General features: G+C 71.9%; 23 protein-coding genes. 9 read left to right on the plus strand and 14 right to left on the minus strand.

Features of this window, described 5'->3' with window-relative positions:
* Positions 1–18 precede the first annotated feature (18 nt).
* The 4 genes from IEZ10_RS17475 to IEZ10_RS17490 form a co-directional block, all read right to left on the minus strand.
* Positions 19–174 carry a hypothetical protein gene (locus IEZ10_RS17475; RefSeq protein WP_229811368.1) on the minus strand — a complete coding sequence of 52 codons (156 nt, stop codon included), beginning with the start codon at positions 172–174 and terminating at the stop codon, positions 19–21.
* A 137-nt stretch (positions 175–311) separates the two neighbouring features.
* Entirely contained in the window at positions 312–1,937 is a 1,626-nt protein-coding gene (locus IEZ10_RS17480) for a glycosyl hydrolase family 18 protein (protein WP_229811369.1), read from the minus strand.
* 246 nt (positions 1,938–2,183) lie between these two features.
* Positions 2,184–4,655, minus strand: a complete 2,472-nt coding sequence (gene glgB / locus IEZ10_RS17485; RefSeq protein ID WP_189247573.1) for a 1,4-alpha-glucan branching protein GlgB — start codon at positions 4,653–4,655, stop codon at positions 2,184–2,186.
* A 371-nt stretch (positions 4,656–5,026) separates the two neighbouring features.
* A complete protein-coding gene (locus tag IEZ10_RS17490) occupies positions 5,027–5,509 on the minus strand; it encodes a MarR family winged helix-turn-helix transcriptional regulator (protein WP_189247574.1) in 483 nt (160 codons plus the stop codon).
* A 126-nt stretch (positions 5,510–5,635) separates the two neighbouring features.
* Here IEZ10_RS17490 and IEZ10_RS17495 point away from each other — a divergent pair, with 126 nt between their 5' ends.
* The 4 genes from IEZ10_RS17495 to IEZ10_RS17510 all read left to right on the plus strand — a co-directional run bounded on the left by IEZ10_RS17495 (position 5,636) and on the right by IEZ10_RS17510 (position 8,669).
* Positions 5,636–6,196, plus strand: a complete 561-nt coding sequence (locus IEZ10_RS17495) for a YceI family protein (protein WP_179825056.1) — start codon at positions 5,636–5,638, stop codon at positions 6,194–6,196.
* Between the two features lie 176 nt (positions 6,197–6,372).
* The gene (locus IEZ10_RS17500; RefSeq protein ID WP_189247575.1) at positions 6,373–7,140 is read left to right on the plus strand and encodes a pirin family protein; all 768 of its coding nucleotides are present in this window, start codon (positions 6,373–6,375) and stop codon (positions 7,138–7,140) included.
* Between the two features lie 84 nt (positions 7,141–7,224).
* Complete coding sequence (locus IEZ10_RS17505; RefSeq protein WP_189247576.1) at positions 7,225–7,572, plus strand: GNAT family N-acetyltransferase; 348 nt, start codon at positions 7,225–7,227, stop codon at positions 7,570–7,572.
* 107 nt (positions 7,573–7,679) lie between these two features.
* Positions 7,680–8,669, plus strand: coding sequence for a pirin family protein (locus IEZ10_RS17510; protein ID WP_189247577.1), 990 nt, complete (start codon positions 7,680–7,682; stop codon positions 8,667–8,669).
* Between the two features lie 78 nt (positions 8,670–8,747).
* On the opposite strand, the gene IEZ10_RS17515 is transcribed toward IEZ10_RS17510, so the two are convergent.
* Positions 8,748–9,902: a copper amine oxidase gene (locus IEZ10_RS17515; RefSeq protein WP_229811370.1), complete on the minus strand. Its 1,155-nt coding sequence runs from the start codon at positions 9,900–9,902 to the stop codon at positions 8,748–8,750.
* 155 nt (positions 9,903–10,057) lie between these two features.
* Positions 10,058–10,738 carry a hypothetical protein gene (locus tag IEZ10_RS17520; protein ID WP_189247579.1) on the minus strand — a complete coding sequence of 227 codons (681 nt, stop codon included), beginning with the start codon at positions 10,736–10,738 and terminating at the stop codon, positions 10,058–10,060.
* 379 nt (positions 10,739–11,117) lie between these two features.
* Here IEZ10_RS17520 and IEZ10_RS17525 point away from each other — a divergent pair, with 379 nt between their 5' ends.
* The 3 genes from IEZ10_RS17525 (at position 11,118) to IEZ10_RS40610 (ending at position 13,873) form a co-directional block, all read left to right on the plus strand.
* Entirely contained in the window at positions 11,118–11,864 is a 747-nt protein-coding gene (locus IEZ10_RS17525) for a class I SAM-dependent methyltransferase (RefSeq protein ID WP_189247580.1), read from the plus strand.
* A gap of 345 nt (positions 11,865–12,209) precedes the next feature.
* Positions 12,210–13,115: a hypothetical protein gene (locus tag IEZ10_RS17530; protein WP_189247581.1), complete on the plus strand. Its 906-nt coding sequence runs from the start codon at positions 12,210–12,212 to the stop codon at positions 13,113–13,115.
* Between the two features lie 239 nt (positions 13,116–13,354).
* Complete coding sequence (locus IEZ10_RS40610; protein ID WP_506004881.1) at positions 13,355–13,873, plus strand: RNA-guided endonuclease InsQ/TnpB family protein; 519 nt, start codon at positions 13,355–13,357, stop codon at positions 13,871–13,873.
* On the opposite strand, the gene IEZ10_RS17540 is transcribed toward IEZ10_RS40610, so the two are convergent.
* The 6 genes from IEZ10_RS17540 to IEZ10_RS17565 form a co-directional block, all read right to left on the minus strand.
* Complete coding sequence (locus IEZ10_RS17540; protein WP_189247582.1) at positions 13,852–14,979, minus strand: hypothetical protein; 1,128 nt, start codon at positions 14,977–14,979, stop codon at positions 13,852–13,854. The two genes, IEZ10_RS40610 and IEZ10_RS17540, sit on opposite strands and share 22 nt — an antisense overlap.
* Before the next feature lie 267 nt (positions 14,980–15,246).
* Positions 15,247–15,585, minus strand: coding sequence for an XRE family transcriptional regulator (locus IEZ10_RS17545; protein WP_189247583.1), 339 nt, complete (start codon positions 15,583–15,585; stop codon positions 15,247–15,249).
* Positions 15,582–15,944, minus strand: coding sequence for a type II toxin-antitoxin system RelE/ParE family toxin (locus tag IEZ10_RS17550; protein ID WP_189247584.1), 363 nt, complete (start codon positions 15,942–15,944; stop codon positions 15,582–15,584). Before IEZ10_RS17550 ends, IEZ10_RS17545 begins: the two co-directional genes overlap by 4 nt.
* Before the next feature lie 425 nt (positions 15,945–16,369).
* Complete coding sequence (locus IEZ10_RS17555) at positions 16,370–17,908, minus strand: amidohydrolase family protein (RefSeq protein ID WP_189247585.1); 1,539 nt, start codon at positions 17,906–17,908, stop codon at positions 16,370–16,372.
* 135 nt (positions 17,909–18,043) lie between these two features.
* Complete coding sequence (locus IEZ10_RS39965) at positions 18,044–18,982, minus strand: DUF11 domain-containing protein (RefSeq protein WP_189247586.1); 939 nt, start codon at positions 18,980–18,982, stop codon at positions 18,044–18,046.
* 207 nt (positions 18,983–19,189) lie between these two features.
* Complete coding sequence (locus IEZ10_RS17565; protein ID WP_189247587.1) at positions 19,190–19,636, minus strand: MarR family winged helix-turn-helix transcriptional regulator; 447 nt, start codon at positions 19,634–19,636, stop codon at positions 19,190–19,192.
* A gap of 227 nt (positions 19,637–19,863) precedes the next feature.
* Between IEZ10_RS17565 and IEZ10_RS17570 the strand changes: the two genes are divergently transcribed.
* Positions 19,864–20,745 (plus strand): NAD-dependent epimerase/dehydratase family protein, encoded by an 882-nt coding sequence (locus IEZ10_RS17570; protein WP_189247588.1) that lies wholly within the window; start codon positions 19,864–19,866, stop codon positions 20,743–20,745.
* Positions 20,746–20,811: 66 nt separating this feature from the next.
* Here IEZ10_RS17570 and IEZ10_RS17575 read toward each other — a convergent pair whose 3' ends face one another.
* Positions 20,812–21,582: a class I SAM-dependent methyltransferase gene (locus IEZ10_RS17575; RefSeq protein WP_189247589.1), complete on the minus strand. Its 771-nt coding sequence runs from the start codon at positions 21,580–21,582 to the stop codon at positions 20,812–20,814.
* A 237-nt stretch (positions 21,583–21,819) separates the two neighbouring features.
* Between IEZ10_RS17575 and IEZ10_RS17580 the strand changes: the two genes are divergently transcribed.
* Positions 21,820–22,725, plus strand: a complete 906-nt coding sequence (locus IEZ10_RS17580; RefSeq protein WP_189247590.1) for a helix-turn-helix domain-containing protein — start codon at positions 21,820–21,822, stop codon at positions 22,723–22,725.
* A gap of 37 nt (positions 22,726–22,762) precedes the next feature.
* On the opposite strand, the gene IEZ10_RS17585 is transcribed toward IEZ10_RS17580, so the two are convergent.
* Positions 22,763–24,076 carry a maltokinase N-terminal cap-like domain-containing protein gene (locus IEZ10_RS17585; protein WP_189247591.1) on the minus strand — a complete coding sequence of 438 codons (1,314 nt, stop codon included), beginning with the start codon at positions 24,074–24,076 and terminating at the stop codon, positions 22,763–22,765.
* Position 24,077 lies beyond the last annotated feature (1 nt).

Here is a 24,077-nt window from a genome sequence, read left to right on the forward strand (position 1 = left end):
ACACAATGAACCTTTTCCTCATTGAGCGATCCGGTGGTTCTGAAGGACGGCGATGGCCTTGGCGTCCTGCAGCAGGGTCGGTCGCACCTGGGTGAGTGCCTTGCCGTCCTTGCCTGTGACGGTGGGCTGGCCTGCGGCGTTCTTGCCGAAGGCGAGGCCCGGGGGCAGTTCCACCGGCACGCTGAAGGAGGCCGGACCGGCAGGCCGTTCGGTGATGACGACCTGCTGCCGGAATCGAGCGCGGCGCGGGATGAGGACATGGCTCGACCCCCCGCGGCCTTGAGCGCACGGAGGGCCGAGCGAGCGAAACTTTACCGGAGTCCGCCTGCCATGGCGCTGACGAGCTCACCGTTGGCGGTGTCTCCGCTGGTCTCCCAGAAGAACGCGCCGCCCAGACCCTGGTTCTTGGCGTAGGTCATCTTGCCGGCGATGGTGGCCGGGGTGTCGTAGCTCCACCACTGGCCGCCGCAGAAGCCGTAGGCGGTGCCGGCGACGGTGCCGGTGACCGGGCACTTCGTCTTGAGGACCTTGTAGTCCTCGATGCCCGCCTCGTAGGTGCCGGGGGCGGCCCCGGTGGCGGTGCCGCCGGGCGCGGCCTGGGTCACGCCGGTCCAGCCGCGGCCGTAGAAGCCGACGCCGAGCAGGAGCTTGGACGCCGGGACGCCCTTGGCCTTCAGCTTCTGGATCGCGGCGTCGGAGTTGAAGCCCTCCTTCGGGATGCCGGTGTAGGAGGTGAGGGGCGAGTGCGGGGCGGTCGGGCCCTTGGCGTCCCAGGCGCCGAAGAAGTCGTAGGTCATCGGCATCAGCCAGTTCAGGCTCGCCGCCGCGCCCGCGTAGTCGGTGACGTCGAGCTTGCCGCCGGAGGAGCCGTCGGCGGTGATCGCCGCGGTGACCAGCGCGTTGGAGCCGAACTTGGCGCGCACCGCGGAGACCACGTTCTTGAAGGCGTTCGGGCCGCTGGTGTCACAGGTCAGGCCGCAGGCGTTGGGGTACTCCCAGTCGATGTCGATGCCGTCGAAGACGTCGGCCCAGCGCGGGTCCTTCACCAGGTTGTAGCAGGAGTCGGCGAACGCCGCGGGGTTGGCCGCCGCCTGGGTGAACCCGCCGGACCAGGTCCAGCCGCCGAACGACCACAGCACCTTGAGGTTGGGGTAGGCCTTCTTGAGCTTGCGGAGCTGGTTGAAGTTGCCGCGCAGCGGCTGGTCCCAGGTGTCGGCGACGCCGTCCACGCTCTGGTCGGCGGTGTACGCCTTGTCGTAGTCGGCGTAGGAGTCGCCGATCGAGCACCGGCCGCCCGTGGTGTTGCCGAACGCGTACAGGATGTGGGTCAGCTTCGCTGCGGTGCCGCTGGTGGCGAGGTTCTTCACGTGGTAGTTGCGGCCGTAGACGCCCCACTCGGTGAAGTAGCCGACGAGCTTCTTGCCGCCCGGGGTTCCGGGGTCGTCGGTCGGGGTGACCGTGGGGGTCGCGGTGGGAGTCGCCGTGGGGGTCGCCGTGGGGGTCACGGTCGGGGTCACGGTCGGTGTGGGGGAGGGGTCCGTGGGGCCGCCGCCACAGGGGGCGCCGTTGAGCTTGCAGTTCAGCACGCCGGACAGCCCGCCCGGCGCGCCGTTGAAGCCGAAGCTCACCGAGGCGCCCGCTGCCAGGGCGCCGTTCCACGACTTGTTGGCGAAGGTGTAGTGGCTGCCGCTTCTCGTCATGTCGGCGTCCCACGCCGAGGAGATCGAGTTGGCGGCCGGCAGGTCGAACTCGACCTTCCAGCTGGTCAGGGGGCTCGTACCCGCCTTGACGGTGACCTTGCCCTCGAAGCCGGTGCCCCAGTCCGAGGAGGTCACGTAGGTGGCGGTGGCCGGGGTGGCGGCCGTCGCGGTGCCGATCCCGACGGGGACGAGCAGCGCCGCCGCAGCGATGAAGGAGCCGATGGTGATTCTTCGCAAGGGTCGCTCCAGGTCAGAGAGTTCCTAGCCCCCGTACATATAGGAAAGTTTCCTATTGATTAACTGAGCGTAGGTTCCCGTTGTCCCGGGGTCAATGCCTTGTTCGCGGCCGTGTGGTCGGCCGCGGCCGGCCGGGGCGGCCCGGAAACGGCGAACGGGCCGGCCACAACACGTGTGACCGGCCCGTTCGCGGCGCGGCGCGGCGGCCGGGCCGCCGGAGGGTGGTGAGAAGGAAGTCGGAAAAACTTACCGGCCGCTGTCGGAACGGCCGGAGCCGCCCGCGCCCGGGACCCCTTCCGGCGACTCAGCGGTCATGCCCTCGCCGCCCCCGGTGACCGCCATGGTCTCCGACGCCGCCGACTCCGCCGCGGTCTCCGTCACCATCGACCCCACGACGGTCTCCGAAGCCGCCGATCCCGCCACGGTCTCCGTCACCATCGGCTCCGCGTCCGGGGGCGGGACGTCATCGGCGCCCTCCTCGGCCAGGACCTCCTCGGCCGCCTCCTCCACCACGGCCGCCGCCGCGGTCAGCGCGGCCTCGGCCTCGGTGGCCGGGTCCTCGACGCGCTCCCCGGCGTGCCGGAGCCAGACGGCGCCCAGCGGCGGGACGCGCAACCGGGCGGAGTACGGCTGGCCGTGCCAGGACTCCTCGACCGCCTCCACCGTGCCGAAGTTCCCCACGCCGCTGCCTGCGTAGTCGTAGGCGTCGGTGTTGAGCACCTCCTCCCACGCGCCTCCCCACGGCAGGCCGAGGCGGTAGTCGTCATGCGGCGCGCCGGAGAAGTTGACCACGCAGGCGACGGCCGAGCCGTCGGGCGCCAGGCGCAGGAACGACAGCACGTTGCCCTGCGCGTCGTCGGCGTCGATCCAGCGGAAGCCGTCCGGGGAGACGTCCTGCGTCCACAGCGCCGGGGTCTCCCGGTAGACGCGGTTCAGGTCGCGCACCAGCCGCTGCACGCCCCGGTGCAGGTCGAAGTCGAGCACCCACCAGTCGAGCCCGCGCGTCTCCGACCACTCCGAGCCCTGGCCGAACTCCCCGCCCATGAACAGCAGCTGCTTACCGGGGTGGGCCCACATGTAGGCGAACAGCGCGCGCAGGTTGGCGAACCGCTGCCACTCGTCGCCGGGCATCTTGCCGAGCAGCGACCCCTTGCCGTGGACCACCTCGTCGTGCGACAGCGGCAGCACGAAGTTCTCCGAGTAGGCGTACATCAGGGAGAACGTCATCTGGTGGTGGTGGTACTGCCGGAAGACCGGCTCGTGCGCCAGGTAGGCGAGGCTGTCGTGCATCCAGCCCATGTTCCACTTGAACCCGAACCCGAGGCCGCCCAGATGCGCCGGCCGCGAGACGCCGGGCCAGGCCGTCGACTCCTCGGCGACGGTGACGATCCCCGGCTGGTCGCGGTAGACGACCGCGTTCATCTCCTTGAGGAACTCCACCGCGTCGAGATTCTCCCGTCCGCCGTACTGGTTGGGCGTCCACTCGCCCTCGCGTCGCGAGTAGTCGAGGTAGAGCATGGAGGCGACCGCGTCCACCCGCAGTCCGTCGATGTGGAACTCGCGCAGCCAGTACAGCGCGTTGGCGACCAGGAAGTTGCGCACCTCCCGGCGGCCGAAGTCGAAGACGTAGGTGCCCCAGTCGGGGTGCTCGCCCCTGCGCGGGTCGCCGTGCTCGTACAGCGGCGTCCCGTCGAACCGCGCCAGCGCCCACTCGTCCTTCGGGAAGTGCGCGGGCACCCAGTCGACCAGGACCCCGATGCCCGCCCGGTGCAGGCTGTCGACCAGGTGGCGGAACTCGTCGGGCGTGCCGAACCGGGAGGTCGGCGCGTAGTAGGACGTCACCTGGTAGCCCCACGAGCCGCCGAACGGGTGCTCGGCCACCGGCATGAACTCCACGTGCGTGAACCCCAGGTCCACCACGTACTCGACCAGTTCGGTGGCCAGCTCCCGGTAGGACAGGCCCGGCCGCCACGACCCGAGGTGCACCTCGTAGACGCTCATCGGCTCCTTCACCGCGACGCGCTCGGCCCGGCGGCGCATCCACTCGGCGTCCTGCCACTCGTGGTACGAGGCGTCGACCACCGAGGCCGTCGCGGGCGGCACCTCCGTGCGCCGGGCCATCGGGTCGGCCTTGGCGCGCCAGACGCTGTCGGCGCCCAGGACGGAGAACTTGTACCGCTCGCCCTCTTCCAGCCCCGGGACGAACAGCTCCCACACCCCCGAGGAGCCCAGCGACCGCATCGGGTGGCCCGAGCCGTCCCAGTGGTTGAAGTCGCCGATCACCCGGACGCCCCGCGCGTTCGGCGCCCACACGGCGAAGGCCACGCCGTCGGTGTCCTCGTGCCGCATCACCCGGGCGCCGAGCACCTCCCACAGCCGTTCGTGGCGCCCCTCGCCGATCAGGTGCAGATCCACCTCGCCCAGCGTGGGCCAGTGCCGGTAGGGGTCGGACATCTCATGCGGCTCGGCCCCGGCGTAGGAGACCCGGAACCGGTAGTCCGGGACCTTGTCCAGCCCGGGGATCGTCACCTCGAAGACCCCGTACGCCACGTGCTCCATGTCGTGGACCTGGTCGTCCAGCATGAGCTGGACCTTCTGCGCCAGGGGGCGCAGCGCCCGGACCGTCACGCCTTTCGGCCCGGGATGCGCCCCGAGGATCGAATGCGGGTCGTGGTGTGCCCCTCCCGCCAGGCGGTTCAGGTCCAGGTGCGCGTTCATGGATCACTCCCGTAGCTCGGTGTCCCCTACCCTGCCCTCCCCGGGCACCTCAACCCATGCCCGTGTCCGCTATCACCATGCGTGTCGGGTAAACGTGGGAGACGCAGGCGGGGAAGTCCGTTCGTCCGTTGCCGGCTGCCCACTGCCTGGTCGTAGCGTCCCACTCGGCGGACACCACCCGCAAAACCCGCCGCGCCCTTCCCGACGTCCACCGCGTACTTCCCGGTTTCCCGCCGCGCACTTCGCCATGTCGGCCGTCCGGAGGGGCGACGTCACCGAGGTGCGGCCGCCGCCGGAAGGTGCGGCCGTCGCCGGGAGGTGCGGTCGGCGCCGGGAGGTGCGGTCGGCGCCGGGAGGTGCGGTCGGCGCCCTCAGGCGGGGTCGGCGCAGTCGCCGGCCGCGGTCTCGATCCGGGCCGTCACCTGGGTCGACAGCCGTTCGAGCGCGGCGACCTGCTCGGGGGTGAGTCCCTCGAAGAACAGGCTCCGGACCGCCTCGACGTGCCCGGGGGCCGCGGCGGTGATGGCCTCGCGGCCGGCGTCGGTGAGCACGACGAATGCCCCCCGGCCGTCCTCGGGGCACTCCTCGCGGCTGATCAGGCCGCGGCGCTGCATCCGGGTCAGGTGGTGCGACAGGCGGCTCTGCTCCCACTGCAGCTCGCGCTGGAGCTCGAAGGGGCGCAACCGCCCGTCCGGGGTGTCGGTGAGCTCGACGAGCACCCCGTAGTCGGCCAGGGAGAGGCCGGAGTCGGCCTGCAGCTGCCGGTTGAGCAGGGCCGTCAGCTGCCCGTGCATCCGTATGTACGCCCGCCAGGCGCGCTGCTCCTCCTCGCGGAGCCATCTAGGGCTTTCCATGCCTCCCACCCTACCCAAGTGGATGACACGTCATTGGAATTGCGGAATGGATGACGTGTCATGTACGTTGTGGGCGTGTGAATGACACGTCATCCAACCGGATGGCAGATCGCGAAGGAGAGCGTCATGACCGTCACCGCCACCGAGTTCGCCAAGCTCACCGGCACCTACACCATCGACCCGGCCCACACCCGCATCGGGTTCGTCGCCCGGCACGCGATGGTGACGAAGGTCCGCGGCGCGTTCAACGAGTTCGAGGGCACCGCCGTCATCAACGGCGACGACCCGGCCGCCTCGTCCGCCAGGGTCGTCATCAAGGCCGCCAGCATCGACACCCGCAACGCCCAGCGCGACGAGCACCTGCGCGGCAACGACTTCCTGGCCATGGACGACCACCCGGAGATCACCTTCGTCTCCACCGCCGTCCGCCAGACCGGCGAGACCGAGTTCGACCTGACCGGCGACCTCACCATCAAGGGCGTCACCAACCAGGTGACGATCCCCTTCACCTACGAGGGCACGGCGGCCGACCCGTTCGGCAACCTGCGCGTCGGCTTCGAGGGCTCCGTGACGATCAACCGCAAGGACTACGGCGTCACCTGGAACGCCGCCCTGGAGACCGGCGGCGTGCTGGTCGGCGAGAAGATCGTCCTGGAGTTCGAGGTCTCCGCGATCAAGAACGCCTGACGACCCGGCGCCCCGGAGCACCCCCCCACCGCCCGCCGCACCCCGGCGGGCCGTCGAGGACCGGTGCGCTCCGTGCCGCCCGGCGTACGGGTGCCCCGGAGAACCGCGCGGCGCCCGCCGTACCCCACCGAATCGTCCGAGATCAGCAGCACACTCCGTCCCGGAAAGGGGAAACCATGACCACCACCCTGCCCACCCCGGCCGTGGACATCCGCCGCGCCGACGAGCGGTTCGCCACCAAGATCAGCTGGCTGGACTCCAAGCACTCGTTCTCCTTCGGCGGCCACTACGACGACGCCAACACCCACCACGGGGTGCTGCTGGTCAACAACGACGACATCGTGCGCCCGGGCACCGGGTTCGACACTCACCCGCACCGCGACATGGAGATCGTCACCTGGGTGCTGCGCGGCTCCCTCGTCCACCAGGACTCCGAGGGGCACAACGGCGTCATCTACCCGGGGCTGGCCCAGCGGATGAGCGCGGGCACCGGCATCCTGCACTCGGAGAAGAACGACTCCTGGCGGCTCTCCGGCGACGTCCACGACGAGCCGGTCCACTTCGTGCAGATGTGGGTGGTGCCCGACGAGCCGGGAATCGTCCCCGGCTACGAGCAGCTGGAGATCGAGAGCGAGCTGCTGGCCGGCGGCCTGGTTCCGGTCGCCTCGGGCATGCCCCAGCACGACGGCGCCTCGGCCATCCGCATCAAGAACCGCTACGCCGCCCTGCACGCCGCCCGCCTGGAGCCCGGCCGGAGCGTCGAGCTCCCCGAGGCGCCGTTCCTGCACCTGTTCGTGCCCAGGGGCACGGTCACCCTTGAGGGCGCCGGCACCCTCGGCGAGGGCGACGCCGTCCGCTTCACCGCGACCGGCGGGCAGCGGGTCACGGCCGTGGAGCCCGCCGAGATCCTGGTGTGGGAGATGCACGCGGCCCTCGCCGCCTGAGCCGCCTGAGCCGCCTGAGTGGCCTGAACGGCCGAACGAGATGATGAGCGAACACCGAGCAGGGGAGCCGTGAACGTCGTGAACATGGAGCAGACAGAGCCACGCGTCGTCGACGACCCCGAGGCGAGCCGCTTCGAGGTCGTCGTGGACGGGGAGGTCGCCGGGTTCGCCGAATACCGGCGGGCCGGGGACAGGCGGTCCTTCACCCACACGGAGGTGGACCCGCGCTTCGAAGGGCGCGGCCTGGGTTCGATCCTGGTGCGCGGCGCCCTCGACGCCACCCGCGCCGCCGGGCTGTCGGTGCTGCCGTTCTGCCCCTTCGTCCGCCGCTACATCGAGCGCCACCCGGACTACCTGGACCTCGTGCCCGGGAACCAGCGGGCCCGCTTCGGCCTCCCCGCCGATGAGCCGGACCGGCCGGCCGCGCCGTAAGGTTCGGCCCGTGACCTCCTCCCGGTGCCGGGACGGAGGACCCCGCGCCGACGCGCGGATCCCCGCCCCGGCACCGGTTCCCACAGCTGGAAGGACTGGAGCCTGAGATGAGCGATCCCGGTCGAGACACGGAACAGGCGGTGTACGGCTGCGCGGTCGCCGAAGTGCCCGAGCCGGAGAGCGTCCTCCTCCCCGGGCACGACGTGCCGCTGGGCCGCTACACCACGGTGCGGCGGCTGCTGCCGCAGCGTCCGCGCCGCATGGTGGGCGCCTGGTGCTTCGTCGACCACTTCGGCCCGGACGACGTCGCCGGCCGGCCCGGCATGCAGATCGCGCCGCACCCGCACACCGGCCTGCAGACCGTCACCTGGCTGGTCGAGGGCGAGATCATGCACCGCGACAGCCTCGGCAGCGCCCAGCCGATCACGCCGGGACAGCTCAACCTGATGACGGCGGGTCACGGCATCGCCCACTCCGAGCAGTCGCCGCCGGACCACCCGCCGGTCATGCACGGGCTCCAGCTGTGGATCGCGCTGCCGGAGGACGCCCGCCACGGCGAGGCCCGCTTCGAGCACCACCCCGCCCTGCCGACGCTGCGCGACGGAGACGCGACCGTCACCGTCGTGGCGGGCGAACTGGGCGGTGTACGGTCACCCGCGCGGGTGCACAGCCCGCTGGTCGGCGCGGAGGTGCTGCTGCCCACCGGCGGACGGCACCGGCTCCCGCTGGACCCGGCGTTCGAGAACGCCGTCCTGGTCATGTCCGGCGCCGTGACCGTCGCCGGCACGGCCCTTACGCCCGGCTCGCTGCTGTATCTCGGGCAGGGCCGCTCCGAGGTCTCCATCGAGGCCGCCGAGGCCGCCGGGGAGACCAGGCTGTTCCTGCTCGGCGGCGAGCCGTTCGAGGAGCCGCTGGTGATGTGGTGGAACTTCGTGGGACGCACCCACGAGGAGATCGTCCGGGCCCGCGACGAGTGGATGCGGGGCGACCGCCGCTTCGGCACGGTGGGCGGCTGCGACGAGGACCCGCTCCCGGCGCCCGTGATGCCCACCGTCCGGCTCAAGGCCCGGGACCGCCACGGCCGCACCGCCGGCTGACGCACCGAGGCGGCTCCCGCCGTCTCGGTGGGAGCCGCCCGGTTCACCGGAAAGTCCACGGGACGGCGGAGATCCGGCTCAGTAGGGGTTCTTGGCCGTCACGTCGCGGGGTGTGATGCGGAACCCCTGCCAGTGGGTCGGCATGGTGTCGCCGTCCTCGTCACGGGCGACGTGGTGGAAGTCGACGTTGACCCAGACCACCGGGTCGGTGATCCGCTCCCCGTTGACGTAGCGGTCCACGGACGTGGCGCAGCCGGGCGAGGGGTTGGTGGTCGCCAGCCGCTCGCAGGCGCGGTACTGGGTCACGTAGAGGTCGGCCTGGGTGAACTTCTCGTTCGCCGGGCCGCGGTACTGGGAGCTCTCGGAGTTGTTGATCTCCCAGGAGACGGGATGGCCGTCGGCGTTGCGGACCCGGGGATCGACCACGCGCCACCAGCGCATCGGGCTGTTGACGGCCTTGCCCTCCCGGGTGAACGTGGTGTGGGAGATCTTCCGCTTGGCCGTTCCGGACCCCGAGAAGTCGTACTGCTCGACGACGTCGTCCTGCTTGCCCTGGATGTCGAAGTCGAGGCGCCAGAAGATGTTGTGGCTGTGGCTCTCCTCGAACGTCGCGCGGCCCACCCCGATGGGCCAGCCGTGCTCGGGGGTGGTGGTGAACCCCGACAGCGCGCCGGTCGCGCCCACCCGCGGGGTGATCGCGCCGTCGTCGGAGAAGCCCCACTCGACGAGGTAGGTGTACCAGCCGACCTGGAAGGCGGCGAACACCACCAGCTCGCGCCCCTGGGCCGTCCTGGCCGGCTCGCCGTCGCCGCCCTTCAGGTAGGCGTGGCCACGCGGCCGGGTCGTCACGCAGACGAACTGCCCGCGCCGCGCGCCGCCGGGGCAGTCGACGGCCTGCAACGGGATGGCGGTGGCGCCGAGGGCGCCGATGTCGTGGTAGCGCGGGGTGCCGCTGTCGTAGGGCACGTGGATCTGGGCCAGCGCGGCGGTGCGCAGCACGCTGACCGCCCGGTTGCCCCGGGGGGTGTAGACGACCTTGGTCAGCGTCAGCCCCTCGACGTTGCGCATCTCCCAGCACATCTGCCAGCGCGCGCCGTTCGGCATGGCCTGGTCGATCCGGTACGGCGTGCCGCACGGCGCGGCCGGCGCCTGCGGGGCGGCCGCCGCCTGCGCGCCGGTCCGCCATCCGGTGCCGGGAAGCAGCGCGAGGGGGAGCAGGAGCGCCCCGAGCACGCCGAACCGGAACGTCCGCCGGGACGGAACCCGCGGCTTCCACCGGAGTGGTGACCGGGCCGCCGCGCGGGTGGGAAACCGGGCCGCCGCGCGGGCGAGAAGCCGGGGTGCCGAGCGGGTGAGGACACGGGGGAGGGCCGGGGGGAGGGGCACGGTCACCATTCCAGGGTGTAGATCTTCTTGGCGGACAGGTCGACGACGATCCGGCTGGTGTCCAGCCAGGTGCCGTCGGGAAGCCGGACGAACAGCCGCACGCACCGATGCGTCCCGCACTGCGCGGCCCCGCCGGCCTCCTCCTGAGCCGGGGTGAAGATCAGCCCCCGCACCCCCAGGTCGGACGGCGACCGCAGCTCACGGCCGCCCGCCCGGGTGAAGGACTGCCGTACGGCCGGGCCGTACCGGGGGTCGGCCAGCAGCAGACCGACGGCCCGTGACTCCTCGACCTTGGAGGGAGGCGGCTGCACACCCTCCTTCACCGTCTCCTCCACGACCTTCCGCAGGCCGAGGTCCACCTTCCGCACGATGAGCCGGTCGGAGCCGTAGTCGTACAGGTAGGCGTCGGCCTGTCGTCGCTCCTCGGCGTCCTTGTCGTCGTCGCGTTCGACGTAGAGCAGATCGACCCGGCCGGCGGCCATGTGCGCCCGCGAGCCGGCCGACGCCACCGCGCTCGCCAGCGCGACCTCCTGGCTGGTCAGCGGGTCTCCGGGGGCGGGTGGCCGCACCGCCGTCCGCGCGGCCTGCGACCCCTGCTCGCCGGGCAGGAACAGCACCGCCGCCACCGCGGCGGACACCACCCCCGCGGCGGCGATCGCCACGGTGGTCCGTCGTCGTCCCATGAGTGCCTTCTTTGCAGATTGTTGACCTGTAACTGCGGAGGGTAATCGATTCGGCGCTTTCGGTCGGGCCGGACGGCGCATTGTCCTGTTGATCGGTATTGCTTGTTTCGCACGTTCGGCGGCTTTCGCCCCCGCTCTCTTACGCCCCCGCTCTCCTTCGCCCCCGGCCTCCTTCGCCCCCGGCCTCTTTCATCCACCGCTCTCTTCCGCATGGTCCGCCGCTTTCCGCCCGGCGACCATGACCGGACGCGTTACGTCTCCCGTCCTGGCGAACACCGGAGGAACGGGCCACGGGGGAGCGGGTCGCGGAGGATCGGTGGCGGGCCCTGCGGGCGGATAACCGGTTGGCGGCGGGCCGTGGCCGGTGAATACTTCCCGGATGTTCTCCGACGCTGACGCCGCCGCCCTGTACGACCTGATGTATCCCTGGGACGTCGCCCGGTATCCCTCCGACGCCTTCCACCACGACCTCGTGATGGCCGCCGACGCCGTACTGGACGTCGGCTGCGGCACGGGCTCGATGCTGCACCACGCCCGGGAGTGCGGCCATTCCGGGCGGCTCGCCGGGATCGACCCGGACCGGGCCGCGCTGGAGCGGGCCCGTCGCCGGACCGACATCGAGTGGCACGAGGGCACCGCCGCCGACGTCTCCTGGGACCGGGAGTTCGACCTCGCGACGATGGTGAGCAACGCGTTCCAGTGCCTCGTGGGCGACGACGAGCTGCGCGCGTCGCTGGTCGCGATCCGTACGGCGCTGCGTGACGGCGGCCGGTTCGCGTTCGAGACGCGCCACCCGCAGGCGCGGGCGTGGGAGACCTGGACCCCCGGCAACCCCGATGACGGCAACGCCGCCGATGTCGTGGACGCCTCCGGCCGCGTCCTGCGCGTGTGGCACGAGGTCGAGTTGGTCATCGGTGACGTCGTGACGTTCACCGAGACGACCGCCGAGCCGGACGGCGCCGTCCTGCGCGTCGACCGGACGAGCCTGCGCTTCCTGGACGTGCCCGCGCTGAACGCCTTCCTGGCCGAGGCGGGCTTCGCCGTCGAGGGGCAGTACGGCGACTGGTTCCGCGGTCCCGTCACCGACGCCAGCCAAGTGATCGTCACCATCGCCCGCCGGACCTGAACCGGGTGACCCCCGGGGCTCGGACGGCGGGACCATCCCGGAGAGGCCCGAGGACTCCGCGCCTTCTCCGTGTCGCAGGCTCGTACAGGCGCGGTTTCATGACCGTGCTTCTGTATCCGAGCCCCCTTCAGCCACGCGGTCATGCGGTCGGCCGGGAGCGACTCAAGCGTTCCGGAGTGATGGCCCGGGTCCGTTCGAAGCCGAGGGGTGCGACGGGGCTTCGCCGGGATGTCACGTGATGGAAAGGTTAAACCTGTCGTGACCGCATTGTGATCTTCAATTGCGAAGATCAAACGCCGGTTTCCGCCGGACGACGGCATGTGACGACAGGAAAGGGCGCTTTCGATGAAGGCCACTTCGAGGGGACGGCGGCTCGCCGTGCTGGCCGCCGCGCTGACGGCCCCGGTTGCCATCGGGCTCGGTGGCGTCGCGAACGCCCAGGCCGCCACCGGATCCGCAGCCACCGCTTCCGCAGCCGCCGCTTCCGCAGCCGCCGCTTCCACCGCCACCGTTTCCATCGCCTCCGATGCGGCCGACGCGCTCAAGCGTCAGCTCGGCGGCAGCCGCGGCGTGGAGTTCGCCGAGACCATCACCGACACGGTCGTCTCCGGGTCGCAGCGCGGCCACCGGACCGTCTCGCGGACCGAGGGCGTCGCCCAGTTCGGCGGCGGGAGGATCGTCGCCACCGACTCGACGGACGGCACCACGCGGTGGATCTCCTTCGCCGACCGCGCCTACGGCACCGGGGCGCTCTTCCCGACCCTGCCCGCGGGCAAGGACTGGGTCGTCTCCGAGGACGCGGCCCGTCCCGACCTCACGTCCGGCAGCCTCGCGCTCGACGACCCGGCCGTGATCAAGGCCCTGCTCGCCACCACCGCGTCCAAGCGCTCCGGCGGAACCCACGACGGCATCCGCACCACTCTCTACCAGGGGAAGATCACCTTTGCCGGGCTGCGCAAGGCGGTCCCCGGCCTGCGCCTCGCGTCAGGCGCGCCGCTCGACGCCGCGCGCCTGAAGGCCAAGCTCTCGTGGCGGCTCTGGCTCGGGCAGGACCAGCTCGTGCGCCGCGCGTGGAGTTCCTGGACCGAGCCCCGGTACAAGGGCGTCACCGGTGACGTCGTCCACGTCAGCGACACCCGCCTGACCGACTGGGGCACCCAGGCCCGCATCGTGTCCCCTCCGGAGGAGAAGGTGACGACGCCCGGCGACGTCGCGCCCAACTACGCGGTCAACGGCGCCACCGGCGACTGATCTCACCCGTCCCGTACGGCGCCGCGCCGCCGCCCGGTCCGCCTCACCCGTCCTTGTATGTACGGCGCCGCACCGCCGCCCGCCTGGCCGCATCGTCATCCGTGGCCGTGGACAGTGACCTCCGCTCTCATGCGAAGGCTCACGCGCGGCGGCGCGACCGCCGAGTGGGCAGATTTTTGTTCTTGACGAAAATCCGCCTTCTGATGAAGATTCTTGCCAATTTCACGCTTCATACCGGGATGACCCCCCACCCGGGGAGCCGCACGGCGAAGGGGTCGGCGAACCGGAACAAGGCCGCCGCCAAGGTCGCGCGGGCACACACGAAGGTGGCCGACACGCGCCGGGACTTCGCCCACAAGCTCTCCACGCAGATCATTCGCGACAACCAAGCGGCGTACGTGGAGAACCTGTCGGTGAAGGGCCTGGCGCGCACGAGACTGGCCATGAGCGTCCACGACGCGGGCTGGTCACGGTTCATCGGGATGCTGGAGTACAAGGCCGCCCGATATGGGCGGCACTTCGCTGGGATCGACCGCTGGTTTCCCTCGTCGAAGCTCTGTTCGGCGTGCGGAGCCGTCGCCGAGTCGATGATCTGGCCGGGCCGTACCGGTCCGGTGCCGGACGTGCTGTACTCCGCGGCCGGCAACAGCGCCGACGAGCACTGGTTCAACCGGGGCATCATCGGCTGGGACTTCGAGGTCGGCGCGGACGAGGTCGGCCCGGAGGAAGGGCTCGCTCAGCCGCCGAACGCCGGGTAGCCCGGCAGCGGGGTCACCTTCCACGAGCCGGCCACCTCGCGCAGCAGCAGGCGCATCGTCTCGGCGAACGCCGGGAGCTCCGTCAGCGCGCTCGCCATTTCCCAGCGGTGCCGGAGCACCTGCCGCATCGTCGACACCGGCCGCCGCGTCCGGTGCATGAACCTGTCCTCCTCCACCACCCGGGGCAGCAGGAACACCGTCATGTGCGTCGTCCAGGCGGCGACGGCCCGGCGGACCCCGGCGTCCCACACCGCGTCGTCGGCCAGCGCCGGGTAGACCGTGACGACCTCCGCCCGGTACACATCCTCGATCCTCTCGGCCATGTCGTCCGGCAGGGTGAAGACGCACCAGCAGGAGGAGAAGGGCATCCGGCAGTACGCGGCGGTCAGGAAGACCGACTCGTAGGCCGCCGACTCGAAGTCGATCAGCCGCAGGCCGCCCGGGGAGAGCAGGTTGTTGTCGGGACAGGTGTCGCCCGGGGTGAAGGCCGGGTAGTCGTCCCGGCCCACCGTTCCGACCAGCGCCAGGTCCTCCGCCAGCCCCGGCGGCGCGGCGACGCCGACCTCGTCGAGCAGCCCGAACAACCGGGGGGCGAGTTCCGGGATCCACGACTCGTCCTCCACCGGGAGCGTGCCGTGCCGGGGCTGGTCCGCCGGAAGCCCGGCGTGCCGGCCCTGGTCCGCCAGGGCCCCGCCGTACCGGCCTCGCAGCTCCGCGAAGTCGGCCCGCCGGGGCATCGACGCGGCGGCCAGCCGGCCGAGCCCGCCCGCCCAGGCCAGCAGCCCGTCCACGGCGGCTTCCGGGTCGTCCCCGAGGAGCACGTCGGCCAGGGTCGGCGCGGTCCCGAGGTCGGCCATCACCACCAGCGGGACGGCGGGGTCCACGCCCAGCAGCTCGGGACCGGCCAGGCCCAGTGAGAGCGCGGCGGCCTCCGCGACGAAGCCGCGCAGCGCGTCGGGCTCGGCGGCGTACGCCTTGACGACCACGCTGTCTCCGTCGGCGGTACGGCAGCGCAGCACGGTGCTGCGGGGGTTGCCGCCCAGATCGACGGGCTCGGACAGCTCGACGCCCGCCGCCTCGCTCGCGGCGCGCAGGATCGCTTCCATGGGGGTCTCCTCGGGGGCCCGGGTGAGGCTCCGCGGTCCTCGCCGGGGTCGTGCGGTGCGGTGGCCGGACGCCGTGTCGTGCCGGTGCGGTGGCCGGACGGCCGTCCCCGAGGCTCGTTCCCCGGTGACAAGGAGGATCCTGCCGCGCCGACGCCGGGATATCCACCGAGATACGCGCCGGCCGCATTCAGGGGAGACGTCCCTCGCTGATCGAGCGTCCCTTCCGGCCGAGTCCCGGCATTCGGCGCTGGGAGCCTCCCGCTCCGGCTACGCGACGATGTACTCGGCGTCGCCGAAGTCCGCCACCACGCGGAGCCGCCCGCCGAGGGCCTCGACGTATGATCGCAGGGTCGCCACTTCCACGCGGTCCACCTCGCCGTGCTCGATGGCTGAGACCCGTGGGCCGGAGACCCCCATCGTGTTCGCCACATCGCGCTGCGTCAGATCCTGCTCACGTCTGATCTCCGCGAGCTTGTACGCCCTGACCTCCGCGGCAAGCCGGTCCATCGCGGCGGATTTCTCGGCCTCCGACTGCACGGGTAGCCCGGCGGCCTGACGCCGCTCCCGTGCCTGCCGCTTCACCTCATTCCAGTTGACCGTGCTCATTCGTACTCCCTGGTCGCCAATTCCGCTATGTGCTCGGCGTACCGTTTCTCCGCCAGCGGCACATTTTCCTCATACCAACGATCCCAGTTGCCCGTCTTGTCGCCGGCGACCAGCAGCACCGCTCGGCGGGTGGGATCAAAGGCGAACAGAATGCGAATCTCGCTTCTGCCCGTGGAACCAGGCCGCAGCTCTTTCAGGTGATGGTTATCAGCTCCCTTGATGCGGTCCACCAGCGGCCGGCCCAGCGTCGGCCCGACCCGCGCCAGCATGTCTATGGCGTTTTCGACCTGCTCAGCGCTATCCCAGTCGTCCTGGCACAACCGGTCGTACCAGTCGGCGACCTCGGTAATCAACACCACCTGCCATCCAGCCCCGCTCGTAGCTTAACCCTGGCATTAAGTTTGCAGCAAGGGGGCGCTTTTCTTGTTACTCGTGTCCGATCCCCGGCCTGAAGGCGTCTGTGGGCCGGAGCTTCACGCGGTGGGGGCGTCGTCGGTCAGGCACGGTTCGGCCGCAGACCTGCGTGGGGAGGCTCTCGTAGGCGTCGGCCGGCAAATGCATCGCGCCCGCATCGATCCCGGCGGGAGCGGCTACGGCCGCGTGCGGCTCCCGCTCTGAGCCTTCCCAACAGCCCGCACGCGGAAAGGGCCGTCCGCCGGGCATCGCGTGGATGCCCGGCGGACGGCCCGGGTGGGGACTCGGAGGACGTCGTCGCCGTCGGTCGGGTCGGACTCGTCGCGAGGGGTCCCGCTGTCGCCGACGGCGGTCCGCCGGCGATGGCGGGTCAGCCGTCGTAGCGGTCCTCGAAGGCGGTGAAGGCGGCCTCCTGCCGCCACTCGGCCGCGGCCTTGGGGCTCTTCTTCAGTACGGCCAGGCAGGACGGGGCCGGGTCGCCGCCGAGCGGGGAGCCCGCGCACTCCGGCACCGGGGTGTGGTCGTCCGGCGCCCGCCAGAGGCTGCCGCCCTGCAGGAAGCTGTGGTCGAGGGCGGTGCGGGCCAGGGTCTTCAGATCGGCGTAGCGCAGGCCGTACTGGGTGATCGCCCGGATGTACTCGCCGGCCAGGTCGGTGTGCTCGATGCCGGCGTCGTCGGTGACGAGGGCGACGGGCACGCCCGCCCGGCGGTACTCCGTGAACGGATGGCCGTCCCCGCAGACCTGGAGGATCTGGCAGTTGCTGGTGAGGGCGATCTCGACGAGGACGTGCCCGCGGGCCATGTCGGCCATGAGCCCGGCCGGGTCGTCCTCGCCGCGGATGCCGGCGCCGTGCCCGACGCGTTCGGCGTGGCCGGTCTTCACGGCCTCGCGGATGTGGAACTTCAGATCCGCGTCCGGCGCCAGGCCGGGGGTCAGCTCGCCGGCGTGCAGGCTGATGTGCGCCTCCGGATAGAGGCCGCGCAGGTGGTCGAGCATGCGCATGTGCAGCCGGTAGTCGCGCAGTGCGACCGGGTCGTCCTCGGGGGCGACGAGGTTGACGCCGACGTAGCGCTCGTCGGCCTTGGCCAGCTCGAAGCCCAGCAGCATCTGGGCGAAGACCACCTCGGGCGGGGCGGTGCGGGTGACCTGGAGGAGGAAACGCAGTGGCAGCGTGCAGCCGGGGTCGGCGTCTTCGCCGTCGCAGCGCAGTTCCTTGCGCATCTGGGCGATGTCGGTGTCGGCGTCGGCGCGGGCGGCCTTGACGATGCCCGCCATCGCGCCGTCGGCGAGCAGCCGGTCGCGCAGTCCCGCCAGGTCGGAGGCGTCGCCGCCGACCTTCTTGACGAGCTCCTGGACGGCCCCCGACTGGCGGGACAGCATGACCTCCAGCGTGAACTCCCGCTGGGCGGCGGCCCGGGAGGCGAGGACCGCCAGCATCTCCCCCTTGTGGGAGGTCGCCGCCCCGAACCTGCCGAACGCCGAGAAGAAGTGGTCGTGGCCCGACTCCTTGCCGGGGGTGAAGCCCCGCATGGACCAGGCCCGCACGATGTCGTCGGCGAGGCGCGGGTCGGTGGCCGCGTCGCGCACCGGTCGCTGCCCGTCGCCGCACGGCGGCGCCGACGCGGTGAGGGAGGCGGTGTCGAAGCACAGGCCGTCGCGCATGGCTGAGCTGAGCAGATACCCGGTGGGCACGGCGCCGGACAGATGGGTGTGCAGGTCGGCGCCCTTGGGCAGGTCGGCGACGAACTCCCCGAGCCGGCCGGGTTCGTGGCGGACGCTGTCGAGGTACGCCTCGACCCGCGCGATCGTGTCCTGCCCGTCGTCGGCGGCCTGCGCGCCCGTCCACGCCGGTGCCCCGGCGACCGCGACCGCCACTCCGATCGCGGCAAGACCTTTGGTCAACATCATGGCGGCCAGCCAATCATGATCTTCACGATCGGTTACGTAATGTGACGGCCATGTTTCCCCATGTGGCCGGGGACCGGTGCGGCGCGCCCACCGGATGTCCGTGGGCGCGCCGCAGGGGTGAGGGGCCGGGCGGGGTCAGCAGCGGACGAGGAGGCCGGTGAGGGCGGTGCAGGTGGCCGACGCCGTGTCGTCGGACGGCTGGGGGTCGGCGGGGGCGCTGTCGAGGCGGGAGGCGGTGACGGTGAGGCGGCCGCTGATGACGAGGAGCCGGGTGTAGAGGCCCAGGGACCTGGTCACCGAGCCGCCCGCGGGGATGACGCCGAGGTCGCAGGTGACGGTGCGCGCCGCGCCGTCCACGGCGCAACCCGGGGCGCTCGGCCCGGTGAACGCCGAGGGGTAGGTGAGGCGCAGCCGCGCCGAGGTCGTGGCGGCGGATCCCCGGTTGGTGACGGTCGCGGTGAAGGTGGCGTGGGAGACGCCCAGGCCCTTGGGGGAGGCGTCCAGCGAGACGGCGAGGTTCGTGGCGGAGACGGCGTCGATCGTCAGGCCGCCGAGGTCGGTGGCGGCGGGCCCCTCCGGGAAGGTCTCGACGAGGGCGGCGCTCAGGGGCGCCTGTCCGGATGCCGTGCTCTTGAACGGGACGTAGACCACGGTGCGGTTCGCGGCACCGGGCGCGAGGTCGCGCAGGGTGACGGTGATCGTGCGGTTCGCGGCGTCGCCGACGACCGTGTCGGTGTGGTGTTCGGGGTCGGGCGACCACCAGGAGAACCTGTCCGCGCTGAGGCTGCCGTCGGCCCCGGGGGCGAAGGTGACGGTCACCGTGGCCGAGACGACCGGGCGGCCGGAGGTGTTGGCGTAGTTGACGTCCAGCAGGGCCTCGGCGCCGGCGTCAACCGTCTTCGGGGCGGTGAGCGTGATGTGTCCCGGTTCCCCGATGGTGGTCGTGGCGGCGACGGCGGCCGCCGCGGTCCGCGGGCCGGTCAGGACGGTGGCCGCCAGCAGGGCCAGCAGGACGCCTGCCACCAGGGGTGTTCGGCGGGTACGGCCCGGCGCGGTGCCTGTCTGGGGGGACATGTCTCCTCCTTCGTGCCGCCTGCGCGGCGAAGAACGACTCGGTGGTCACCGTGCGGGCGGCCCGCCGCTCCCGGCCGCGGCGGAAGCCGGGCGGGGGAAGGGAAGCACTCCGTATGCGATGACAACCAGAGTGTGACGAATGTTCGTGAAAGAGGAAGCTGTTTTCGGATATCAGTCGAGATCGCGGTGATTTTTCGCTTATGTGCTTTATTGGTCCGCGGGCGGCGCCAGGCGGGCCGCCACCCGGTGCAGCGCCGCCAGCTCGCCGGGGGAGAGCTCCGACAGTACGGCGGGCGGCCGGTAGAGACGCCGGAGCATCCGTTCCCGCAGTTCCTCGCCCTCGGCGCTCAGTGCCACGACCTTGACGCGCCGGTCGGTCGGGTGGGGCCGGCGTTCGACGTAGCCCTGTTTCTGCAGCCGGTCGACGATCCAGGTCACGGTCGAGGCGTCGCACCGCCACATGTCGGCGAGCGCGCGCATCGGCTCGCCGCGGCCCGGGGCCAGTCGCATGAGGGCCTTGAGGTCTCCCGGGCTGACGCCCAGTTCGGCGACGGCCTCCAGGTTGCGCTCGTGCTCGGCCATGAAGAAGTCGTACAGGGCTTCCCAGATCTCCGACCTGAGCCGTTCGTCCTGCTCAGGGTCCCGTCGTTCCATGGCGACCATGGTACGTCCGTCGCATCTGTCCAAATATTGGATCAATCATAATGTTGGATATATCAAAGTATCTGTTATCGTTCGGAGCAGCAGAGCTTCGAGCCGTGCTCCCGCGAAGCGCCCTGGCGCGGCGGGAACGACCGGGGACGCCGACGACCGGGGACGATCCCGGCGGCGCGCCGGAACACCGGCGGAGCACAGCCCACACCCACAGTGAGGAGCACCCCATGACCGTTCTCGTCACCGGAGCGACCGGCCGGGTCGGCAGCAGGTTCGTCCCCCGGCTGCTCCAGCGGACCGGAGCCGTCCGCGTGCTGGTCCGCGACGCCGTACGGGCCGAGCCGCTCGCCAGGCTCGGCGCCGAGGTGGTCGTCGGCGACTTGCGCGACACCGGCGCCCTGGACGACGCGCTCAAGGGCGCCGAGGCGGTCGTCCACCTCGGCGCGGCCTTCCGCGGCGTCTCCGACGAGGAGGCCGTCGCGGTCAACCACACCGCCACGGTCGAGCTGGCCGCCGCCGCGCTCCGGGCCGGTGCCGGCCGGTTCGTCTACACCAGCACCAACCTCGTCTACGGCGCGGACTTCATCCACGGAGCGGGCCCCGCCCGCGGCGCGGGCCGCGGCCGGCCCGCCGCCGAGACCGACGAGATCCACACCCCCGCGGGGGCCTACCCGCGCAGCAAGGCCGAGGCCGAGAAGATACTCGGCGAGATGCACCGGGCGGAGGGGCTGCCGCTGCGCGTCCTCCGTCTGTCCTTCGTCTACGGCGACGGCGACCCGCACCTCGCCGAGTCACTCCACTGGGCGCGCGACTGGGCCGCGCACAGGCGCCTGCACATGGTCCACCACGCCGACGTCGCCCAGGCGCTGATGCTGGCGCTCTCGGCGCGCGGTGTGGACGGCGAGACGTTCAACGTGGCCGACGACGCGCCCGTCACCGCGCTGGAGCTGCACCGGCTCAACGGCGAGCCGGTGCCGGAGGGAATGGCCGGCCGCGCGCTGGACGACCCGTGGGAGGGCATCGTCGACACCGCGAAGATCCGGCGCGAGCTGGGTTTCCGGCCGATCCACCCGAGCGTCCACACCGCCCGGGACGCCGGGGCGCTCTGACCCGCGCCGCGGCCCGCCGCCCCGCCGGTCGCGTCACGGCCGGCGGCACCGGAGAGCCGTCACCCCCTACCAGGAGCGGGACCGGCGGGGGACGAAGGGAGTGCGCCGCTCCGGGTCGGCGGGACGGACCGCCCTGATCCACAGATGGAACGGGACCCGCGCCCGGGAGCCGTCGGCGCGGACGGTGACCGGCTCGCGCAGGGCTTCGACGAGCAGGCCCGCCTCCTCCAGGGCCCCGGTGTAGGCGCTCAGCGGGTGGCCCCACCCGCTGAACTCCATCCGCAGGCCGCCGCGCTCCTCGACGCTCCGGAACCGGTGACGTTCGAAGTAGGAGACGCCGGGCGCGAACGCCGCCGCCGCCCCGCCGTCGAGCACGACTCCGGGGTTGGTGACCGGATGGGTGATCGACAGCACCAGCCTCCCGCCGGGGGCCAGCACCCGGCCCGCCTCGCGGACCGACCCGGGAAGGTCGTCGACGTCCATCAGCGAGTTGTAGGCGATGACGAGGTCGAACTCGCCGTCGTCGAACGGCAGCGCGGCGGCGTCCGCCACGAGGTAGCGCCCGCCGCCGCCGGCCCGGTGCGCCGCCGCCACGAGCGTCGGCGACACGTCCACCCCGGTCACCCGGTGTCCCCGTTCGGCCAGCTCCCTGGTCACCCGGCCCTCGCCGCAGCCGAGGTCGAGGGTGGCGCGGCCCGGGGCGGGCACCAGTTCGAAGAACGCGGAACGGTAGCGCCAGTAGGAGTCGAAACCGGGCTCGCGTGCCCAGGCGATCCAGTTGCGCGCCTGCGCCTCCCAGTCTTCGGCCGAGGAACGGTCGGTCAGCTGGTCGCTCATCGAGGAACCTTTCAGACGTCCGGCGGACACACCAGGTGAAGGCTGACCCATCACGGCGGAGAGATCAAGGGCTGGACCGGGGGGCCGCGTCGATGAACGCGCCAGGCCGTCGCCCGGATGCGCGCGGTCCGGTGCCCGTGCGCGGCCGTGCCGCTGCCACCGTCGGGTCTTCGGTGGTGGAATGTCCGGACGAAAACCCTTTGAGTCTCCAGTCGGTGGAAGGTTCAGGCTGATCCCGTGAACGACCACGAGGAGCTGTTCACCATCGGACAGCTCGCCCGCCGTACCGGTTTGCCGGTGCGCACCATCCGATTCTGGTCCGACATCGGCGTCGTGCCGCCGACCGGCCGCTCGGCCGGGGGATACCGGCTCTACGGCGTCGAGGCGGTGGCCCGGCTGGACCTGGTGCGGACGCTCCGCGAGCTGGGGCTGGACCTGGAGACGGTCCGGTCGGTGCTGGCCCGGCAGGGCGGCGTCGCCGACATCGCCAGGGCGCACGCGGAGGCGCTGGACGCGGAGATCCGGATCCTGCGCCTGCGGCGCGCGGTGCTGCGGTCGGTCGCACGCAGAGGAAGCACGATCGAGGAGATGAGACTCATGCATGACATGGCACGGTTGTCGGCCGGGGAACGGCAGCGGGTCATCGACGAATTCGTCGACCGCGCCTTCGACGGCATCCCCGCCGACGCGCCGGGGGCGGGCATCGCGCAGGGGATGCGGCAGTTGCCGGCGGAGCTGCCGGACGACCCGACCGACGAGCAGGTGGACGCCTGGGTGGAGCTCGCCGAACTCGTCGGTGACGAGTCGTTCCAGCGCCGCGTCCGCGAGATGGCCACGGCGGGCGCGGCGGCCGACCAGCCCCCGTCCTACGACTTCGCGCTGGTGACGGAGCACGCGGGCGCCGCCGTGGAGGCGGGGGTGGACCCCGCCTCGGCCGAGGGCCTGGCCGTCCTGGAGCGGATCGTCGGCGCGGACGTGCCCGCGGCGGAGCGGGTCCGGATGGCCGAGACGGTGGAGCTGTTCAGCGACCGGCGGGTGGAGCGGTACTGGGAGCTGATGGGCGTCCTCAACGACCGTCCGCCGGTCCCGCCCAGGGTCCCGGCGTTCGAGTGGTTCGCCGCGGCGCTCCGCGCCCACGCCTGACCGGAGCGGACCGCCGTACCGGGCCGAGGCGGTTTCGCTACCGTTCGGCCTGGAAGGCGGCCATGGGGATGGGCAGCCAGGTGGGGCGGTTGCGGGCCTCGTAACCGACCTCGTAGACCGCCTTCATCATCTCCAGCGCCCGCAGCAGGACCGCGTCCTGGGCCTGGAGGCGCCCGCCGCCCGCGGAGTATCCGGCGAGGAACGACGAGCGGTTCAGCTCGGCCCACTCCACGGCCCGCGGGTAGAGCTCCTCTGCCCGCGGGTGCCCGGCCAGCAGGTGGCGGGCGGCGTAGTCGAACGAGCGCAGCATGCCCGCCACGTCCCGCAGCGGCGAGGACAGGGCCCGGCGCTCCTCCAGGGGCTGGCCGGGCTCGCCTTCGAAGTCGAGGACGATCCAGTCGGTCGTGGTGCGCATCACCTGACCCAGGTGGTAGTCGCCGTGGACCCGCTGGACCGGGATCTCGTAGGCGGTGTCGGCGACCCGCTGGTAGGCCTCCTGGACCACGTGGGCGTGGCGGCCCAGCTCGGGCACCTCCTCGACCATCTGGGTCAGGCGGCGGCGCTGGTCCTCGATGAGCTGCTTGACCTCGTGGGCCTCCATCACCGAGGTCGGGAAGGTCGCGGCCAGCTCGCTGTGGACCTCGGCGGTGGCCACGCCGAGGCGGTAGGACTCGGAGCTGAAGTCGCCGCCCGCCTCCGAGGCGGAGGGGGTGAGGCTGGCGTAGAGGTCGCGGACGCTGGCCAGCGCCAGGGCCCAGCCGTCGTTGGCGGTCGACAGGAACTCCTGCGTGATCGCCAGCGTGGTCGGCACGCCGTCCAGGTCGGTCTCGATCCAGCCGTACGGCCGCGCGATGTGCCGGGCGTCGCGGGCGGCCAGGGCGCGGACGATCTCCAGCTCGGGGTTGACGCCGGGGATCAGCCGGCGGAACAGCTTGCAGATGTAGGTCTCGCCGTACACCAGGGAGGTGTTGGACTGCTCGGCGCCCAGCACCAGGCTGCGCAGCGAGGTGTCGATGTCGGCGCCCGGCATGTGGCGCATGCGCAGCGGGCCGGTGTCGCGGTCCTCGGCCATCCCGTCCAGCAGGACGCAGGTGAGGTCGGCGTCGTGGGCGGCGTCGTAGTACTCCTCGCCGATCCGGGCGTGGCTGAACCGGCCGGAGGTGTCGCCGCCGGTGCCGAGCAGGAGCTGGTAGCGGTCGAGGTCGTCGCCCTGGCGGACGCGGAGGACGAGGTGACGGAGGCGGGGGGCGAGCTCGACGTCGGACTCGACGTCGAGCTCGTCTATCGGCCGCCCCTTACCGGCGAACCATCGCTGATGCGCTATCCATCCGGCAAGGAGCTCCGTCAACACG

The organism is Streptosporangium pseudovulgare (assembly GCF_014648055.1).
GTDB classification, from domain to species: Bacteria; Actinomycetota; Actinomycetes; order Streptosporangiales; family Streptosporangiaceae; genus Streptosporangium; species Streptosporangium pseudovulgare.

What these genes read in the sequence shown, in the direction of transcription:
- glgB (WP_189247573.1), bottom strand. Translation starts at nt 4,655, where the DNA reads ATGAACGCGCACCTGGACCTGAACCGCCTGGCGGGAGGGGCACACCAC.
- IEZ10_RS17490 (WP_189247574.1), bottom strand. Translation starts at nt 5,509, where the DNA reads ATGGAAAGCCCTAGATGGCTCCGCGAGGAGGAGCAGCGCGCCTGGCGG.
- IEZ10_RS17495 (WP_179825056.1), top strand. Translation starts at nt 5,636, where the DNA reads ATGACCGTCACCGCCACCGAGTTCGCCAAGCTCACCGGCACCTACACC.
- IEZ10_RS17500 (WP_189247575.1), top strand. Translation starts at nt 6,373, where the DNA reads ATGACCACCACCCTGCCCACCCCGGCCGTGGACATCCGCCGCGCCGAC.
- IEZ10_RS17505 (WP_189247576.1), top strand. Translation starts at nt 7,225, where the DNA reads ATGGAGCAGACAGAGCCACGCGTCGTCGACGACCCCGAGGCGAGCCGC.
- IEZ10_RS17510 (WP_189247577.1), top strand. Translation starts at nt 7,680, where the DNA reads ATGAGCGATCCCGGTCGAGACACGGAACAGGCGGTGTACGGCTGCGCG.
- IEZ10_RS17520 (WP_189247579.1), bottom strand. Translation starts at nt 10,738, where the DNA reads ATGGGACGACGACGGACCACCGTGGCGATCGCCGCCGCGGGGGTGGTG.
- IEZ10_RS17525 (WP_189247580.1), top strand. Translation starts at nt 11,118, where the DNA reads ATGTTCTCCGACGCTGACGCCGCCGCCCTGTACGACCTGATGTATCCC.
- IEZ10_RS17530 (WP_189247581.1), top strand. Translation starts at nt 12,210, where the DNA reads ATGAAGGCCACTTCGAGGGGACGGCGGCTCGCCGTGCTGGCCGCCGCG.
- IEZ10_RS40610 (WP_506004881.1), top strand. Translation starts at nt 13,355, where the DNA reads ATGACCCCCCACCCGGGGAGCCGCACGGCGAAGGGGTCGGCGAACCGG.
- IEZ10_RS17540 (WP_189247582.1), bottom strand. Translation starts at nt 14,979, where the DNA reads ATGGAAGCGATCCTGCGCGCCGCGAGCGAGGCGGCGGGCGTCGAGCTG.
- IEZ10_RS17545 (WP_189247583.1), bottom strand. Translation starts at nt 15,585, where the DNA reads ATGAGCACGGTCAACTGGAATGAGGTGAAGCGGCAGGCACGGGAGCGG.
- IEZ10_RS17555 (WP_189247585.1), bottom strand. Translation starts at nt 17,908, where the DNA reads ATGATGTTGACCAAAGGTCTTGCCGCGATCGGAGTGGCGGTCGCGGTC.
- IEZ10_RS39965 (WP_189247586.1), bottom strand. Translation starts at nt 18,982, where the DNA reads ATGTCCCCCCAGACAGGCACCGCGCCGGGCCGTACCCGCCGAACACCC.
- IEZ10_RS17565 (WP_189247587.1), bottom strand. Translation starts at nt 19,636, where the DNA reads ATGGAACGACGGGACCCTGAGCAGGACGAACGGCTCAGGTCGGAGATC.
- IEZ10_RS17570 (WP_189247588.1), top strand. Translation starts at nt 19,864, where the DNA reads ATGACCGTTCTCGTCACCGGAGCGACCGGCCGGGTCGGCAGCAGGTTC.
- IEZ10_RS17575 (WP_189247589.1), bottom strand. Translation starts at nt 21,582, where the DNA reads ATGAGCGACCAGCTGACCGACCGTTCCTCGGCCGAAGACTGGGAGGCG.